The 17,042-nt window shown below is 33.8% G+C and carries 16 protein-coding genes; 15 read left to right on the forward strand and 1 reads right to left on the reverse strand.

Going from position 1 to position 17,042, the window contains the following annotated elements; genetic code table 11:
• The first annotated feature begins 4 nt into the window (after positions 1-4).
• The 15 genes from asnB (at position 5) to BLV91_RS05625 (ending at position 15,632) form a co-directional block, all read left to right on the forward strand.
• Positions 5-1,936, forward strand: a complete 1,932-nt coding sequence (gene asnB, locus BLV91_RS05555; RefSeq protein ID WP_091430537.1) for an asparagine synthase (glutamine-hydrolyzing) — start codon at positions 5-7, stop codon at positions 1,934-1,936.
• A complete protein-coding gene (locus BLV91_RS05560; RefSeq protein ID WP_091430538.1) occupies positions 1,936-3,117 on the forward strand; it encodes a glycosyltransferase in 1,182 nt (393 codons plus the stop codon). Before asnB ends, BLV91_RS05560 begins: the two co-directional genes overlap by 1 nt.
• Positions 3,118-3,142: 25 nt before the next feature.
• Complete coding sequence (locus BLV91_RS05565) at positions 3,143-3,937, forward strand: glycosyltransferase family 2 protein (protein WP_091430541.1); 795 nt, start codon at positions 3,143-3,145, stop codon at positions 3,935-3,937.
• A gap of 2 nt (positions 3,938-3,939) precedes the next feature.
• Positions 3,940-4,530: an LbetaH domain-containing protein gene (locus BLV91_RS05570; protein WP_091430543.1), complete on the forward strand. Its 591-nt coding sequence runs from the start codon at positions 3,940-3,942 to the stop codon at positions 4,528-4,530.
• 16 nt (positions 4,531-4,546) lie between these two features.
• On the forward strand, positions 4,547-5,365 hold the full coding sequence (locus tag BLV91_RS05575; protein ID WP_091430545.1) for a glycosyltransferase family 2 protein: 819 nt from the start codon (positions 4,547-4,549) through the stop codon (positions 5,363-5,365).
• The gene (locus tag BLV91_RS05580; protein WP_091430547.1) at positions 5,366-6,259 is read left to right on the forward strand and encodes an NAD-dependent epimerase/dehydratase family protein; all 894 of its coding nucleotides are present in this window, start codon (positions 5,366-5,368) and stop codon (positions 6,257-6,259) included. It begins immediately after the preceding gene.
• Positions 6,260-6,269: 10 nt separating this feature from the next.
• A complete protein-coding gene (gene rfbC / locus BLV91_RS05585; protein WP_091430549.1) occupies positions 6,270-6,818 on the forward strand; it encodes a dTDP-4-dehydrorhamnose 3,5-epimerase in 549 nt (182 codons plus the stop codon).
• 124 nt (positions 6,819-6,942) lie between these two features.
• The gene (gene rfbD / locus BLV91_RS05590) at positions 6,943-7,809 is read left to right on the forward strand and encodes a dTDP-4-dehydrorhamnose reductase (RefSeq protein WP_091430551.1); all 867 of its coding nucleotides are present in this window, start codon (positions 6,943-6,945) and stop codon (positions 7,807-7,809) included.
• 408 nt (positions 7,810-8,217) lie between these two features.
• On the forward strand, positions 8,218-9,264 hold the full coding sequence (rfbB, locus tag BLV91_RS05595; protein WP_091430553.1) for a dTDP-glucose 4,6-dehydratase: 1,047 nt from the start codon (positions 8,218-8,220) through the stop codon (positions 9,262-9,264).
• A gap of 6 nt (positions 9,265-9,270) precedes the next feature.
• Positions 9,271-10,140 carry a glucose-1-phosphate thymidylyltransferase RfbA gene (rfbA, locus tag BLV91_RS05600; RefSeq protein ID WP_091430555.1) on the forward strand — a complete coding sequence of 290 codons (870 nt, stop codon included), beginning with the start codon at positions 9,271-9,273 and terminating at the stop codon, positions 10,138-10,140.
• A gap of 77 nt (positions 10,141-10,217) precedes the next feature.
• On the forward strand, positions 10,218-11,171 hold the full coding sequence (locus tag BLV91_RS05605) for an MraY family glycosyltransferase (RefSeq protein ID WP_091430556.1): 954 nt from the start codon (positions 10,218-10,220) through the stop codon (positions 11,169-11,171).
• A 36-nt stretch (positions 11,172-11,207) separates the two neighbouring features.
• Complete coding sequence (locus tag BLV91_RS05610; RefSeq protein ID WP_091430558.1) at positions 11,208-11,774, forward strand: sugar transferase; 567 nt, start codon at positions 11,208-11,210, stop codon at positions 11,772-11,774.
• Positions 11,771-12,922 carry a DegT/DnrJ/EryC1/StrS family aminotransferase gene (locus tag BLV91_RS05615; protein WP_091430560.1) on the forward strand — a complete coding sequence of 384 codons (1,152 nt, stop codon included), beginning with the start codon at positions 11,771-11,773 and terminating at the stop codon, positions 12,920-12,922. Before BLV91_RS05610 ends, BLV91_RS05615 begins: the two co-directional genes overlap by 4 nt.
• A gap of 205 nt (positions 12,923-13,127) precedes the next feature.
• Positions 13,128-15,032: a polysaccharide biosynthesis protein gene (locus BLV91_RS05620; protein ID WP_394331834.1), complete on the forward strand. Its 1,905-nt coding sequence runs from the start codon at positions 13,128-13,130 to the stop codon at positions 15,030-15,032.
• Positions 15,033-15,206: 174 nt separating this feature from the next.
• Positions 15,207-15,632 carry an endonuclease domain-containing protein gene (locus BLV91_RS05625; protein WP_091430563.1) on the forward strand — a complete coding sequence of 142 codons (426 nt, stop codon included), beginning with the start codon at positions 15,207-15,209 and terminating at the stop codon, positions 15,630-15,632.
• Between the two features lie 532 nt (positions 15,633-16,164).
• Here BLV91_RS05625 and BLV91_RS05630 read toward each other — a convergent pair.
• Entirely contained in the window at positions 16,165-16,905 is a 741-nt protein-coding gene (locus tag BLV91_RS05630; RefSeq protein WP_091430564.1) for a tyrosine-protein phosphatase, read from the reverse strand.
• Between the last annotated feature and the right edge of the window lie 137 nt (positions 16,906-17,042).

Genomic DNA, 17,042 nt, shown 5'->3' on the forward strand with positions numbered 1-17,042 from the left:
ATTAATGTGTGGAATTTTTGGATTTGTAGGAAATAAATATTTTGAAAAGGAAGCTGATTTATCAGCTATGAGAAGTAGTTTAGCGCATAGAGGACCTGATCATTTTGATTTTTATTCTTTAGAGACAGCTAATAAGCAATTTGAGATTAATTTAGGACATGTTAGGCTATCAATAATTGATACTTCAAATGCAGGGAATCAACCAATGCATAGCGAAAGCGATAGATTTACAATTGTTTTTAATGGAGAGATTTATAATTTTTTAGATATTAAAGAAGAGATTGAAAAGAGGTCTCCCCAGATTGTGTGGAAATCAAGTTCTGACACAGAAGTACTTTTAGCGGGTTTAGAAATTTTTGGTTTGCAAGAATGTGTCTCGAGGCTCGTAGGGATGTTCGCATTTAGTGTATGGGATAAGGAAAAACAAAAATTAACCTTAGTTCGAGATAGAATCGGCGAAAAACCGTTGTATTATGGTTATCAAAAGGGACAATTGATTTTTGCTTCAGAACTAAAGGCTTTTGAGGTACATTCATGCTTTGATAAAAAATTGAATACTGAGGCAGCTGTTGGTTTTTTGCATAGAAGTTGTGTTCCTCAGAATCTTTCTATATATGAAAATATTTATAAAGTGATTCCGGGCACAATCATGGAATTTGATTTAGATGAAATTCAAAATAAAACGGTGCCTAAGCCCATTTTTTACTGGTCCTTGGTAGAAAAAGTGAAGGAATTAGAGAAGGATAGTTTCAAAGGAACATATGAAGAAGCAAAAAATAAATTAGAACAACTACTAATACAGGCTGTAAAAAATCAGGCCATAGCTGATGTGCCATTAGGAGCATTTTTGTCAGGAGGAATTGACTCTTCTTTGGTTTGTGCAATATTAAAGAAGTATGTCAAAAGTGATTTGCATACCTATACAATTGCAATGCCGGAACCTGGTCAAAATGAATCTTTGCATGCTGAAAAGGTAGCTGATAATCTTGGAACAATTCACAAGTCAAAAGAACTAAATACAGATGAAATCATTAGTAGGCTAGATGAAATCATTAGCTATTGGGATGAGCCGTTTGCGGATAGTTCGCAAATTCCTACTTTCTTTGTGTCAGAACTTGCCAGAAAGGAAGTGACGGTTTCCTTGAGTGGTGATGGTGCAGATGAGTTTGGTTATGGTTATTCAGATTATCCGATTTATGAAAAATATAAAAAATTTACAATACTGTCTGTTTTAGGGGTGGATACTATTTTTTCTTTGCTTATGAAATATAAGCCATTTCGTAAAATAGCAATTCTAAGAAAAACCGAAAATTTTTTATCTCTAACAACTATTTTAAAAAACAGTAAGAATCTAAATGAGGCTCATGCACAATGGAGAAACAAATTTAGAAATGTGCATTTGCCTATACAAAAAGAAATAATTTCCAATTCTAGTAAGTTCTTAAAGACAAAAGATTTGGGATTTAATTTTGCGGGTTATTATGACGCTCTTGCTTATTTGCCAGACGATATTCTTGTAAAAGTGGATAGAGCAGCAATGGCAGTAAGCTTGGAATCTAGAGCGCCTTTCCTAGACCATAGAGTACTTGAGTTTTTGATCAGTCTGCCTAAAGAATTCAAATATAAAAACAACATCTCCAAAAGGATTTTAAAAGATATTCTTTACGACTATGTTCCAAAAACAATAGTTGATAGGCCTAAACAAGGATTTTCGATTCCTTTAACATTCTGGCTTAGAAATGATTTGAAAGATTGGGGGTCAGAGATCATAAAAGGTATACCATTAGATTCGACTTTTTGGGACAGAAAGCTTGTGTTGGAAATGTGGAATGAACATCAAGAAGAGCAGGAAGATCATACCGAAAGAATATGGAATATACTATTGTTGGAGAGTTTCTTTAAGAGAAAAGAATTACTTCATTATTCAATTAATTAATGCAAATAGATTTTGATTTGGAACAAATAAAAAAAATAGTTTTTATAGAGGCTGTGCAAGATTATGGCGGCGCGAGAATCAGTACCGTAGAACTAGCTGAAAGACTATCGAAGAATCATAATGTTGCTATAATAGATTTTTATGGTTCATGTAAACCTTTTACCGATAGCGTAACAAAGAGGGGGTTAGAATTGAGTATTATTGATAAAAGAGAGGTGCCTTATATCATTAATACTTCACCTTATTTATTGGTCAAAATAGTCAACTTTGTACTGTTTGTGCCTCATTTGATGGGAATAAGAAAAAAGGTGCAACGTTTACTAAAGGAGATAGAACCGGATTATATTATTCTTAATAATTCGAAGGTGCTGACTTCATTAGCTTTCTTTCCAAATAAAAAATTTAAAGTTTTGTTTTTTGCCAGAGGTTGGTTTGTTCTCAGTCAGATAACTAAGCTTGATAGGTTGCTTTATAAAAATTTAGTTGATAAATATGTTTGTGTTGCAAACGCAACTAAACAAGCGCTTTTTTGCGGAGGACTTACTTCATTAGAGAATTTGTATGTTGTTCACAATGCGATTTCAGAAGTGAATTTAGCTAAAGAGGTGGCAGAGATTGAAAAAGGGGAAAACACCAAGATAGTATTACATGCGGGAGGGTTTTTAAAGGATAAAGGCCAATTAGTGTCATTGGAAATGGCAAAAATATTAAAGGAAAAAGGGGTGGATTTTAAACTGATTCTCGCTGGTCTTGTATATAAAGGTGGTGAATCAGAGTTGTTTTATAATAAGGTAATTGATTTGGTGCAGTTATACAATCTTGAAGGTTTTGTCGAACTGGTTAAAAACAAACCTAATGTAATCAGTTATTTTAATGCGTGTGACATATTAATACACCCTTCGGAAACAGAAGGATTACCTAGAGTCATAATGGAAGCAATGATATTAAAAAAACCAGTTGTAGCTAATGCAGTTGGAGGAGTTTCTGACTACATATTAAATGGTTTCACCGGTTTTTTGCCCCATCATAATTCAGCTACAGAATATGCTGAGTCTGTTCAGAAGCTTATTGAGAATGAAAGTATTTATAATTTTATAGCTGATAATGCTTACAATCTTGTGAAAACAAGTTTTACCGCAGAAAATCAGTTGAATAGTTTGAATAAAGTCTTTGAAAGCTAGTATCAACAGTATACAAAAATTAAACATGAAAATTTCTGTAGTAATACCAATGTATAATTCAAGGAATACTATCTTGAATACATTAAATTCAGTAAAAAATCAGACTATACTTCCTTTTGAAGTGGTTATAATAGATGATGGGAGTAAGGATGAATCGGTAACTGTTGTTGAAGATTTTATTTCTGTTAATTCTGCTTTAAATATTCAGTTAGTAAAACAAAAAAACAGAGGTGTTTCTTCCGCTCGAAATGTAGGTCTGAAATTAGCGAAGGGAGATTGGATTGCTCTATTAGACAGTGATGATGAATGGTTGCCTACTAAGCTGGAAAGACAAATTCAAGTGCTAAATGAGAACCCTACAATTGATTTTTTAGGAACTAATCGGAACGGTGAATATTTTGATAAAATCTTGTGGAAAAAACTGGGTGTTTTAACCAGGATTTCTCCAAAGTTGTTAATGGTTAAGTTCATTTTTGTTGTACCTACCGTAATTTTTAGAAAAAAAATTGTTTTGGATGCTGGATATTTTGATGAAACCCAAAAATATGCCGAAGAAGGGAATTATTTCATTCGAATAGCCCAAAAGTATAATTGTTATTTACTGAACGAAAGCTTGGTCGTTACAGGAGATGGCAAAGCACATTTTGGCCATTCAGGACTTTCTGGAAATTTAAAAGAAATGGAAAGGGGAGAGTTGAAAAATCTTAAAGACGCCTTAAGTTTAAAAATAATCAATCATTTTCAATATTCATTTTTAGTTTTATTTTCAATATTGAAATATTTTCGAAGAATAGTAATTGTTAAAACGAGACAAGAGTAGTTATGATAAAGAGATATGGAATTTTGGGTTCGATACGTTTACTAATATCATTGATTTATACAAAAATATTTTTCAGAAATGCTAGACTCATAAGACTTCCATTTGATATAAGAAATAAAAAAAATATTAAAATTGGAAAGGGTTTGACAACAGGTTTTGGTTGTCGATTGGAGGCTTACCCTCAAAAAGAAATTTCAGAACTAATTTTAATTCTTGGAGAGAATGTAGAGATTAATGATTATGTTCATATTGCCGCAGGTGAAAAGATTTTTATAGGAGATAATGTTTTAATTGCTAGTAAAGTTTTTATTTCAGACCTTAACCATGGAAATTACAAAGGTAAAAATCCGGACAGTCCGTTATCAACGCCAAATAGTCGAAAATTGTCGACTAATCCAATTATAATTAAAGATAATGTATGGATTGGCGAGGGAGTTTGTATTATGCCAGGAGTAACTATCGGTTGTGGGAGTGTAATAGGTGCTTTGTCAGTTGTAACAAAAGATATTCCAGATTATTCCATAGCAGTTGGTTCTCCGGCAAAAGTAGTTAAGGAGTATGATTTTGAAAGCAATAGTTGGAAGAGGGTTTAGATAAAAAGGAGAATAAATGAAATTTAAAATTACTTTCTGTATTGTTTTGTACCGAAACGATATAACAATGTTGCAGAATGCGATCCAGTCCATTCTTAAAAATGGCATAATTCACAAACTTTTTTTGGTCGATAATTCTCCAACAGATGAATTGAAAAAAAATCTTATAAACTCAAAAATAGAATATATTCATAACCCTGCCAATCCTGGATTTGGAGCTTCTCATAATGTCGCCGTCGAAAAAGCAATTGGCTTAGGTTCAAATTATCATTTTATTGTGAATCCCGACATCTATTTTGAAGGAGATGTAATTATGCCTATGGTTGAGTACATGGCAAATGATGAAAAAATTGGTATGATGATGCCTCAAATATTAAATCTAGATGGAACCGTGCAAAATTTACCGAAATTATTGCCAAGTCCATTCAGTATTTTATGGAGAAAATTGAAAAAACCTAGATCAGCCTATGAAAAATTTATTAATCAATATGAACTTCGTCAAGTATCTAGAGATATGATTTATAATGCTCCAGTACTTTCGGGCTGTTTTACTTTACTTAATTTACAAGCGATAAAAAAAGTAGGTATGTATGATGACGCATTTTTCATGTATTTTGAAGACTGGGATCTGTCAAGACGAATGCATCAACATTATAAAACAATTTATTTTCCTTCAGTATCTGTTTATCATGGATATGATTCTGGGGCAAACAAAAACAGTAAACTGTTTAAAATATTTGTGAAGTCAGCAGTTACCTATTTTAATAAATGGGGATGGTTTTTTGACGGACAAAGAAAGAAAATAAATAAAGAAGCTTTATCTCAATTTAAGTAAATGAAAATAATAATTACTGGAGCGTCAGGATTTGTCGGACAAAATCTTCAAAACTATTTAACGAATTTACACGAAATAGAAACTATGAGTGTTCGTTATATAGCCAATCAGCGATTTGACTTAAAAGCGGACGCTATCATTCATCTTGCAGGAAAAGCCCACGATTTAAAAAAGGTTTCTAATCCTACAGATTATTACGATGCAAACTTCGAACTAACTAAGCAATTATTTGATGCTTATTTAGTTTCAGATGCTTCTGTATTTGTTTTTATCAGTACTGTAAAAGCGGTAGCTGATGTTGTTCAGGGAATACTGATGGAAGATGCTGTTGCTGATCCCAAAACTCATTATGGGATTGCCAAACATCAGGCGGAGCAGTATGTTTTATCTCATAAATTACCATATGGTAAAAGGGTTTACATTTTAAGACCGTGTATGATTCATGGCCCAGGCAACAAAGGAAATCTGAATTTATTATACCAATTGGTTGCTAAAGGTTTACCTTGGCCGTTGGGAGATTTCAAAAACAAACGTTCCTTTTTAAGTGTCGAAAACCTTTGTTTTGTCATTAAGGAATTATTACAGAATACAAATATTCCCTCTGGAGTTTATCAAATAGCTGATGATGAATCATTACAAACAAATGAATTAATTCAGTTGTTAAGTTTAAGTCTTAATAAAAAAAGTAGAATTTGGAAAATTCCATCATCATTGATTAAGAGAACAGCAGTTTTAGGCGATTATATCAGACTACCATTAAATTCTGAACGCCTGCAAAAACTAACTGAGAATTATGTGGTAAGCAATAAGAAGCTGCTACATGCGATAGGAAAGCCTTTGCCAATAGAATCAAAAGAAGGTTTGTTGAAAACATTCCAATCATTCAAAAAATAATAAGTACAACATGACGATTGAAAAAACAACAATACAAGATTTATTAGTTATAACTCCCAGAGTTTTTGAAGATTCACGTGGCTTTTTTTTTGAAGCCTACAATCAAGCTAAATTTCATGAAAATGGAATTATGTACAACTTTATTCAAGACAATCAATCGTTCTCTAAACGTGGGGTAATCCGTGGATTGCATTTGCAAATGAATCCTTTTGCGCAAGCGAAATTAGTAAGGGTTTTAGAGGGAGAGATTCTCGATGTAGCTTTAGATTTGCGTAAAAATTCGGCAACTTATGGAAAGCATTTCAGTGTGGTTTTAAGTGCAGAGAACAAAAAGCAATTGATGGTGCCACACGGTTTTGCGCACGGCTTCTCTGTTTTAAGTAAAACGGCATCAGTGATATACAAAGTGGATCAGTTGTATGATAAGGAAAGCGAAAGAGGAATCCTTTATGATGACCCTAAGTTGGCGATTGATTGGCAAATAGATGCTAATGAAGTCATAGTTTCTGAAAAGGATTTAGTTTTACCGAGTTTTAGTGAAATTGATTGGGAGTTTTGAAATTGTTTAAAAGTTTAAGGTTTAAAGTTGTCTTTTGGATCGAGACTTAGATTTCTTTGTAAGTGGAATATTCAAAATAAAATAAAAGCAGCAAATTCCCTAGTGCTTTTAAGTTTAAAAAAAAATGAAAAAAATTTTAGTAACAGGTGCAACCGGACAATTAGGTTCAGAATTGAAAGTGTTATCTGAGAGCTATTCTCAATTCGAATGGTTTTTTGCGGACAGAACGATGGTTTCATTGGATAATTTATCCATATTGCAAAATCAATTAGAAGGAATACATCCCGATATTATTTTGAACTGTGGTGCTTATACTGCTGTAGATAAAGCGGAGGCTGAAGCAGAATTGGCGGATGTTATCAATCATCAGGCGATTAAAATAATTGCTGAACATGCGAATAAGCATCAAATTAAATTGATCCACATTTCTACCGATTATGTTTTTGATGGGACATCAGCTGTTGCTTTGACAGAAGAAGCAATTACAGAGCCCATCAATGTATATGGCGCTACGAAACGTGCTGGAGAATTAGCCGCTTTGGCTGTTAATCCTGATATTTTAATTATTAGAACGTCATGGGTATACAGTCGTTTCGGGAATAATTTTGTAAAAACGATGCAGCGTTTACTCAAAGAACGCGATACACTCGGCGTGGTGAATGATCAAATAGGTTCACCTACCTATGCTGCTGATTTAGCAGAAGCAATGATGGATGTATTAAATAACGAGAATTGGGTTCCTGGAATTTATAATTATTCAAATGAGGGAGAGATTAGTTGGTATGAATTTGTTTTGGCTATTCAAGAAATAACAGGAGATACTTGTGAAGTAAGGGGTATTCCTTCGTCATCTTATCCCACTCCTGCAAAACGTCCTGCCTTTTCTTTATTGGATAAATCCAAGATTAAAGAGGTGTACGGTATTACTGTTCCAGGTTATAAAGAGAGTTTGAGAAAATGTATGGGGTTGTTACGAATTGAAACGAATTGAAACGAATTTCACTAATGGATACTCCCAATTAGGTTTTATAGAAAGTAAAAAAATATAGGTTACTAATTTTCTTTTTTGCTTGATCAAAAAATAAACAAAAAAATCACTGCCTGAAAATTGAAAACTTAAAAACTACCTCAAAACTCTGTTCCGCAGCCCGAGCCGTTCGCCTTTCAGGCTCAACTCGCGGACTGCTGCTACCTGACTGCCACTGGCAGTCCTCCTTTTAATTTCAAATATTTTTTGACGTTTTTAATTTAAGGGTGGGGTAAAGAGTGATGCGAAGCGACCATAGGGAATTTTTTGCTGAAATTTCAGAAAATAGTGTTCAGAGAGTGGGTTTGATATTATGCTTTAGTTGATGCGGACTAACTTTGTGGTTAAATAAAAAAGATAAATTAAATAAAAATGAAAAAAATAGTAATAACGGGTGGTGCCGGATTTATAGGTTCGCATGTTGTCAGGCGTTTTGTAAATAAGTATCCAGAGTATCAAATATTTAATTTGGATGCGTTGACGTATGCAGGTAATCTGGAAAATATTACTGATATTGAAAATGAACCTAATTATACATTTATCAAAGGAGATATTGTTGATGCTACTTTTATAGATGCATTATTTGCAGAGCATCAGTTTGATGGCGTACTCCACTTGGCTGCCGAATCTCATGTTGATCGTTCTATTACTGATCCATTGTCTTTTGTAAAAACGAACGTGATCGGTACAATGAACTTATTAAATGCGGCTAAAACGATTTGGAAAGACAATATGGAAGGAAAACGTTTCTACCATATCAGTACTGATGAGGTTTATGGTAGTTTAGGTGCTGAAGGTTTGTTTACTGAAACTACGGCCTACGATCCTAATTCACCATATTCGGCTTCAAAAGCAAGTTCGGATCATTTTGTACGTGCTTATGGTGAGACTTATGGTTTGCCTTATGTGTTAACTAACTGTTCTAATAATTATGGACCTTTTCATTTTCCTGAAAAATTGATTCCATTGTTTATCAATAATATTATACAAAATAAACCTTTACCTGTTTATGGAGACGGTAAATATACTCGTGACTGGCTTTTTGTAGAGGATCATGCCGTTGCGATTGATTTGGTATTTCATGAAGGAGTTAATCATGATACCTACAATATTGGAGGATTCAACGAATGGCAAAATATTGATTTGGTGAAATTACTTTGTAAAATCATGGATGAAAAATTAGGTCGTGAAGCAGGTACTTCTGAACAATTAATTTCCTATGTCAAAGACCGTCCAGGTCATGATTTACGATACGCGATTGATGCCAGTAAAATAAACAAAGAACTAGGGTGGAAGCCTTCGGTTACTTTTGAGCAAGGGTTGGAGAAAACTGTGAATTGGTATTTGGACAATCAAACTTGGTTGAATAATATCACTTCTGGTGAGTACGCAAGTTATTATGAGAAACAATATAATTAAAATAATATGAAAGGAATTATATTAGCAGGAGGTTCAGGGACTCGTTTGCACCCACTTACTTTAGCAATGAGTAAGCAGATGATGCCAGTTTATGACAAACCCATGATTTATTATCCATTGTCTACATTGATGATGGCTGGTATCAATGAGATTTTAATTATTTCCACACCGCACGATTTACCAAACTTCAAAAAATTATTAGGAGATGGTTCTGCAATTGGTTGTCAATTTAGTTATGCAGAGCAAGCATTACCCAATGGTCTGGCACAGGCTTTTGTAATTGGGGAAGAATTTATTGGGGATGATGATGTCGCACTAGTCTTAGGAGACAATATTTTCTTTGGTTCGAATATGCAAGAATTGCTTCGCTCTAATACCAAGCCGCAAGGTGGAGTTGTTTTTGCCTATCATGTTTCGGATCCTGAACGATATGGAGTGGTGGAATTTGACAAAGATCTAAACGCATTGTCTATTGAAGAAAAACCTTTAGAGCCAAAATCAAATTATGCTGTTCCTGGTTTGTATTTTTATGATAATTCGGTTGTAGAAATCGCTAAGAATATCAAGCCAAGTGCGCGTGGAGAATATGAAATCACTGATGTGAACAAAGTATATTTAGAACAAGGGAAGCTGAAAGTGGGTATTTTAAGCCGAGGAACTGCTTGGTTAGATACGGGAACTTTTAATAGTTTGATGCAAGCAGGACAGTTTGTTCAAGTGCTTGAAGAGCGTCAAGGACTAAAAGTAGGTTGTATTGAAGAAATTGCGTGGAGACAAGGATTCATTACTGGACAACAGTTGCGAGATTTAGCCGAGCCTCTAAAGAAATCGGGTTATGGTGAATACCTTCTGAGTTTACTGAAACATAAATTATAATAATTTAAGTCATTTGTGATTAGTAGCGGTTAAACCGTAATTGGTGTTCGCGTTATAGATTACCTATATTTTTAAATATGATATATATTGCATTACTTGTGTTATTGCTAGGGATAGAACTTATCTATTTTAAAATCGCTGATAGATACAATATCATTGATAAACCTAATAGTAGATCCTCACATACGTCTCTTACTTTAAGAGGTGGAGGGATAATTTTCCCAATTGCAGTAAGTATAGGCTATTTTTTTGGATATGTTTCTTTGGAAATAGCATTGGCAGTCCTGCTTGTAGCTGCAGTTAGTTTTGTTGATGATATTAAACCTTTGCCGCAATTACCTAGAGTTACATCGCATATCATTGCCGTAGGTTTGGTTTTTTATGATTTAGAACTATTTTCTGAGTCATTATGGCTACTACCTATTGTATTCGTTTTGTTGATTGGCTGGGTTAACGCCTTTAATTTTATGGACGGTATTAATGGCATAACCGTATTGTATGCGTTAACGGCCATTGTCAGTTTTTCTTTTATGTCAATAAATGAGCCCAGTTTGCCGATATTGATTACCATGGGCTTGTCTTGCTTAGTTTTTGGACTGTTTAATGTCAGAAAAAAAGCAAAGACTTTTGCTGGAGATGTGGGTAGCATAAGCATGGCCGTTTTTTTGGGTTATTTTATGATAAAGACTATTTTAGAAACGGGACAATTAGGATATATTCTTTTCTTTTCAGTTTATGGTATTGATGCAATTATCACTATTATAGTTCGAATAAAAAACAAAGAAAATATTTTTCAACCGCATCGTTCTCATCTTTATCAATATATGGCAAATGAAATGGGTTACTCCCATGTTTTGGTTTCATTTATTTATGCTGGAATCCAGCTATTGATAAATGGACTTGTTATTTATATGGAAATTAAAGGCAATCTAAGTTATTTCTTCATGATAGAGACTTTGTTGGTGTTAACTCTGATTTATATATGGATACGAAGATTAGTTTTTCGTAAAATTATCCAACATAGTTCTTGATTTATTTCTGTTGAAATTCAATTATTTTTTTAAAATATGGGTAAGCGGGTTTTTGATGGTATTTTTGCTCTAATTTTAGTCCTCCTGTTTTCTTGGCTTCTAATAATTTTGTGGTTAATAGCAACTATTGATACTCATACAAACGGTATTTTTAGACAAGATCGAATTGGCCAATTTGGAGAAAAATTTGAAATATATAAACTACGAACGATTCAGGTTTTTACGGCTGAAAAAGGGAATATTACTAAAGTAGGTCAATTGTTACGTAAATATAAGTTAGACGAATTTCCTCAGTTGTTTAATGTTCTTAAAGGGGAAATGAGTTTTGTGGGGCCAAGGCCAGATGTACCGGGTTATTATGATTTATTAAAAGGTGAGAACCGAAAGATATTGGAGTTGAAGCCTGGGTTAACTAGTCTCGCAGCTTTAAAATATTATAACGAAGAGAAGCTTCTGGCGCTGCAAAAAGATCCTTTGTGGTTTAATGACAATGTTATTTTTCTAGATAAAGTACGGTTAAATCTGAAGTATTACTACCATCGCAGTTTTTTTGGGGACATAAAGATTATCGTCAAAAGTGTTGCTTTGATTTATAGCAAATGAACAAAAACAAAATTTGGCTTTCATCACCTCATATGGGAGGTAATGAACAAAAATTCATACAGGAAGCATTTGACACGAATTGGATTGCTCCGGTTGGTGCAAATATTGATGCTTTCGAGTTGGGTTTAGAGCTTTATCTAGGTACAGGCTATGTAACGGCTTTAAATAGTGGTACCGCTGCTATACATTTGGGATTAATTCTTTTAGGGGTTAAGGCTGGTGATGAGGTACTCTGCCAAACTCTGACTTTTTCGGCCTCGGCAAATCCTATTTTATATCAAGGGGCAATTCCTGTTTTTATTGACAGTGAACCCGATACTTGGAATTTGTGTCCAATGGCACTTGAAGAAGCTATTGTTGATAGGATAGCCAAAGGTAAGTTGCCCAAAGCGATAATAGCAGTTGCCCTATATGGCGTTCCTTATAAGATCGAAGAAATAAGAATAATTGCCAATAACTATAACATTCCTATCCTTGAAGATAGTGCAGAAGCCTTGGGTAGTAGTTATAAAGGAAAGCGTTGTGGTACTTTTGGAGATGTAAGTACTTTGTCATTTAATGGAAGTAAAATTATTACCACTTCTGGTGGAGGTGCAATTGTTACATCGACAAAAGAACTTAAAGACAGATCCATTTTTCTGGCAACTCAAGCCAAAGAGAATGCGCCTCACTATAAACATTGTGAAGTGGGATACAACTATAGAATGAGTAATGTTTTAGCAGGAATAGGTAGAGGCCAGATGGAAGTGTTAGACAAACATGTCGATTCTAGGAGAAAGATGCATGAATTTTATTTTGATTTATTCAAGGGTATAAAAGGCTTCTCTGTTTACATGGTTCCAAATGCAGATTATTTTGCTAATTATTGGTTGACTACTATTTTAATAGATCCATCGGAAACCAAAGGAATGACCAAAGAAACTGTAAGATTGAAACTGCTGGAAGAAAACATCGATTGCAGGCCACTATGGAAGCCTATGCACTTACAGCCTATTTATAGTAACTATCCTTATTATGGAAAACATGTTGCCGAGAGTCTTTTTGACAGCGGGCTTTGTTTGCCCTCTGGCTCTAATCTTTCTGATGAAGACCGCGACAGGATAAAAGCTGTTTTTATAGACTTATTTGAAACACAAAAGAAAAAGTGATTCGATTTTTTAATAAGTATAAGCTAAGTCAATTCCATTTCTTTCGTTACGGAATTTTAAAGGATTTAATGATTTTTTTTTAAATTCTTTATTTGCTATTTTTGGTATGCTGAATAGAATAACGTTAATATAAATAAATATTTTGAGTAATAATACAAAACCAACTTCAACTACTTTTAGATCTTATTTCTTTTCACGAGAAAACTTGAGGTTTAATATTCATAATTTAAGTTATTTGCCACGGTGGATAATTGTCATGATGGATTTTGCAGTTTTAATATTGGCTTTTTTCTTTACTTTTCTATTGTTTAGAGGAACAGGATTAGATTATATAATAACAGCTCACAGTATCATTTTTATTAACTTGTTGCTTGGTGTGAATATATTTTTCTTTTGGTTATTTCGGACCTATTCTGGAATTATCAGGCACTCCTCCTATATTGATGCAGTGAAGCTTTTATTTTCTCAAATGGCTGTGCTAATTGTTTTTCTAGTATTGAATTTTTTATTTGAAGTACTTTATGGAACTAAAGCGTTTTTGAATACCGCACTTTTTATGAATATGGTTTTGTCTTTCTGCGGTTTATTTTTATATCGTGTGATTGTAAAGCAAACTTTCGAACATTATTTTCAGGAAAAAAGCGATGTTAAATTGATAAGAACAGTAATTTATGGAACGGATGCCAATGCAATGTCTATAGCTAATGCATTGAAAATTGAAACACCAAGCCGTTTTAAAATTGTTGGATTTGTAGATAGAAACAGTCAAAACTCTTCCAAAAGAATGTTGGATTTACCAATATTAGTATTAAAGAAAAAGTTACCCACCCTAATGCGATCTGTTGGCGCGGAAGGCGTTATTATAGCAGATAAAAGTTTGTCAAAAGAGGAACGTCTAATTATTGTAGACCAATGTCTGGAATTCAATTATAAAGTGTATATCCTTCCTGTAATTACGGATTGGGAAGATCAAAAGGAAATTTCCCAAAAGGTAAAGAACTTACAAATTGAAGATTTGCTGGAAAGAAAAGCTATTGTTTTGGATAATAAATCTATTTCCAAACAGTTGAAAGATAAAACTGTACTGATTACAGGTGCTGCAGGTTCTATTGGAAGTGAAATAGTAAGACAGGTTTTGGGCTTTAATCCCAAAAGGATTATTATATTAGATCAGGCTGAAACTCCTTTGCATCATCTTAGTTTAGAGACGCAAAATAGTACTTCAAGTGCGGAAATACGCAATGTAGTTGCAGATATTAGAAATAAAGAAGCATTGACTAATGTGTTTAAACTTTACAAGCCGCATGTTGTGTTTCACGCAGCAGCCTATAAGCATGTGCCTTTAATGGAAGAAAACCCAGCGCAAGCTATTCTTACTAATATTGGAGGGACAAAAAATTTATCTGATTTAGCATGCGAATATAATGTCGTTAAATTTGTCATGGTGTCTACAGATAAGGCGGTGAACCCAAGTAACGTAATGGGAGCCAGCAAAAGAATAGCTGAAAAGTACGTTCAGTCATTGCAACTAAAAAGCCGAAAAGAAAATAATACAAAAGCAACAAAATTCATTACCACCCGTTTTGGAAATGTTTTAGGGTCTAATGGATCTGTAGTTCCTTTGTTTAGCAAGCAAATAGCGGATGGTGGTCCAATAACCATAACACATCCCGACATTATCAGATATTTTATGACCATTCCAGAGGCTTGTCAACTAGTTCTTGAGGCAGGAGCGATGGGTAATGGAGGTGAAATCTATATTTTTGATATGGGCAAGCCGGTAAAAATTATCGATTTAGCAAGAAAGATGATCAAGTTGGCTGGATTTATTCCTGAAAAGGACATTAAAATAAAGATTGTAGGCTTACGACCAGGAGAGAAGTTATATGAGGAATTGCTTAACGACACCTCTAAAACAATACCGACCTACCATGAAAAAATTATGATTGCAGAAGAAATTCAGGATGAGTATGAAAATCTACATACTGATATAGAAGACCTTATTGGAATCGCCAACTGTTATGAGAATGACGATATAGTTGCGAAAATGAAGAAAATAGTTCCGGAATTTAAAAGTATGAATTCAGCTTACGAAGTTTTAGATAAGTAGTCTTGAATTCATTCTGGCTTGCATATTTAGATTTGATTGTGTTTTAGAACTTATTGAGATGAATCTGATTTAAATCTCAATTTAAAACAAATATTGCCTCAAAAAAAGACAGACGAATTCCCCTTTTCAGAGGAGTTAGGGGTGTGTCTTTTTTGATCAATTTACCACTTATCTATGGCTAAAAGAAAAATCATTCCCTATAATCCAATACTTAAAGAATTTGCTCGACAACTGCGAAATGATTCTACCAAAACAGAAATCTTTCTTTGGTTGAAATTAAAAGGGAAGCAGATGCATGGATATGATTTTCACCGACAAAAACCGATTGACAATTATATTTTAGACTTTTTTTGTAACGAATTAATGCTTGGGATTGAAGTCGACGGCTATTCTCATGAGTTTTTGGAAGTCTATACAAAAGATGGAGTGAAGGAAAACCGAATGAATGAATTGGGGATTGCCGTTTTGAGGTTCAGCGATGAACAGGTTTTAAAGGATATGGAAAATGTTATTCGGGCTATTGAGTTTTATATTTTTGAGTATGAAAAACACACCCCCAGCCCCTATAACTCTAGATTATATTTGTTTTGGAATCGTTGAACCTGAAACGGTTTCAAGAGGGGAGTTAGAAGGGCAATAAACGGCTGTTGTTTTAGTTTAGAATTTCAAATTGAAAAAATAATTTCTCAAAAATAGTCGTAAACGAATTCTCCTCTTCAGAGGGGAGTTGGAAGGGCAATAAAGGGCTGTTGTTTTAGTTTAGAATTTCAAATTGAAAAAATAATTTCTCAAAAAATAGACGCAAACGAATTCTCCTCTTCAGAGGGGAGTTAGAAGGGCAATAAACGGCTGTTGTTTTAGTTTAGAATTTCAAATTGAAAAAATAATTTCTCAAAAATAGTCGCAAACGAATTCCCCTTTCAAGAGGGTAGTTAGAAGGGCAATAAACGGCTGTTGTTTTAGTTTAGAATTTCAAATTGAAAAATAATTTCTCAAAAATAGTCGTAAACGAATTCCCCTCTTGAGAGGGGTTAGGGGTGTGTCCTTTTAAGCAATATAAAAGAAAATTATTTCCTATCCCCACAAAAATACAGATTGATATGTATCTGGTTTTAAGTTCTATGAGCCCGATTTATTCCAACTTAAAAAACTGATTATTGGCTATTATCTCTTTTAAGGGAACTAAATCTTTCAATTTTACTTTCTGTTCAAATGCTGCGATATGTTTGTCATGATGTACATCAGAACCTACATAAGTATACATTCCTTTGGTAAGTAATTGTTCTGCTATTTTAGTGATGCTTTCACCGTAATAACCTACAACAGCTAGAAGATTCAGTTGAAACAGGCAACCCGCTCTTTTTAGTTTGACATACTCGTTGAAATTATTGTGATAAAACAAATAACGCTCTGGGTGTGCCAAAACAGGAATGTATCCCGCCACTTGCAAGTCAAAAAGGATGGAGTATAATTGTATAGGAGCATTTATATATGACATTTCAACCAAAACGTAATTGCCTTTAAGAGTTAATAAATCATTGGACTGAAAAAGTTGTACAAACTGATCATCCATCAAATATTCTGCTGCTGCTTTAAAAGGAAGCTTTATGTTGTTTTTTTCTAGTTCCAGGACTGTCTCATTTTTATTGGAGACGATTTGCTCATGGGTATTGTCCCAGACATGCTGGATGATATGTGGTGTAGTGATAATCTCTGTCACTCCAAAGCCCTGAAGCGCTTGGGTAAGTCGTAAACTGTCTTCAAATGTTCGGGCACCGTCATCTATACCCGGCAAAAGATGCGAGTGAATGTCTATATGACCATCTGGAATCAGATCCTTTAAAACCGACTTATTTTTAGAGAAAAAAAACACTTTTTTTGCATTTAGAAATGAGAAAGCAAAGTAAATGAAAATTTTGTAATACCGTATTTAGTAACAGTCTATTTAAGTAAAAATTGGGACTTCAAGTTTTCTTTAGTATAAAAAGTGTAGTTACAAAGATATTTTAG

This window comes from Flavobacterium degerlachei (assembly GCF_900106645.1).
Taxonomy (GTDB): domain Bacteria; phylum Bacteroidota; class Bacteroidia; order Flavobacteriales; family Flavobacteriaceae; genus Flavobacterium; species Flavobacterium degerlachei.

What these genes read in the sequence shown, in the direction of transcription:
- asnB (WP_091430537.1), top strand. Translation starts at nt 5, where the DNA reads ATGTGTGGAATTTTTGGATTTGTAGGAAATAAATATTTTGAAAAGGAA.
- rfbC (WP_091430549.1), top strand. Translation starts at nt 6,270, where the DNA reads ATGACGATTGAAAAAACAACAATACAAGATTTATTAGTTATAACTCCC.
- BLV91_RS05615 (WP_091430560.1), top strand. Translation starts at nt 11,771, where the DNA reads ATGAACAAAAACAAAATTTGGCTTTCATCACCTCATATGGGAGGTAAT.
- BLV91_RS05625 (WP_091430563.1), top strand. Translation starts at nt 15,207, where the DNA reads ATGGCTAAAAGAAAAATCATTCCCTATAATCCAATACTTAAAGAATTT.
- BLV91_RS05580 (WP_091430547.1), top strand. Translation starts at nt 5,366, where the DNA reads ATGAAAATAATAATTACTGGAGCGTCAGGATTTGTCGGACAAAATCTT.
- BLV91_RS05605 (WP_091430556.1), top strand. Translation starts at nt 10,218, where the DNA reads ATGATATATATTGCATTACTTGTGTTATTGCTAGGGATAGAACTTATC.
- BLV91_RS05565 (WP_091430541.1), top strand. Translation starts at nt 3,143, where the DNA reads ATGAAAATTTCTGTAGTAATACCAATGTATAATTCAAGGAATACTATC.
- rfbB (WP_091430553.1), top strand. Translation starts at nt 8,218, where the DNA reads ATGAAAAAAATAGTAATAACGGGTGGTGCCGGATTTATAGGTTCGCAT.
- BLV91_RS05575 (WP_091430545.1), top strand. Translation starts at nt 4,547, where the DNA reads ATGAAATTTAAAATTACTTTCTGTATTGTTTTGTACCGAAACGATATA.
- rfbD (WP_091430551.1), top strand. Translation starts at nt 6,943, where the DNA reads ATGAAAAAAATTTTAGTAACAGGTGCAACCGGACAATTAGGTTCAGAA.
- BLV91_RS05560 (WP_091430538.1), top strand. Translation starts at nt 1,936, where the DNA reads ATGCAAATAGATTTTGATTTGGAACAAATAAAAAAAATAGTTTTTATA.
- BLV91_RS05570 (WP_091430543.1), top strand. Translation starts at nt 3,940, where the DNA reads ATGATAAAGAGATATGGAATTTTGGGTTCGATACGTTTACTAATATCA.
- BLV91_RS05610 (WP_091430558.1), top strand. Translation starts at nt 11,208, where the DNA reads ATGGGTAAGCGGGTTTTTGATGGTATTTTTGCTCTAATTTTAGTCCTC.
- rfbA (WP_091430555.1), top strand. Translation starts at nt 9,271, where the DNA reads ATGAAAGGAATTATATTAGCAGGAGGTTCAGGGACTCGTTTGCACCCA.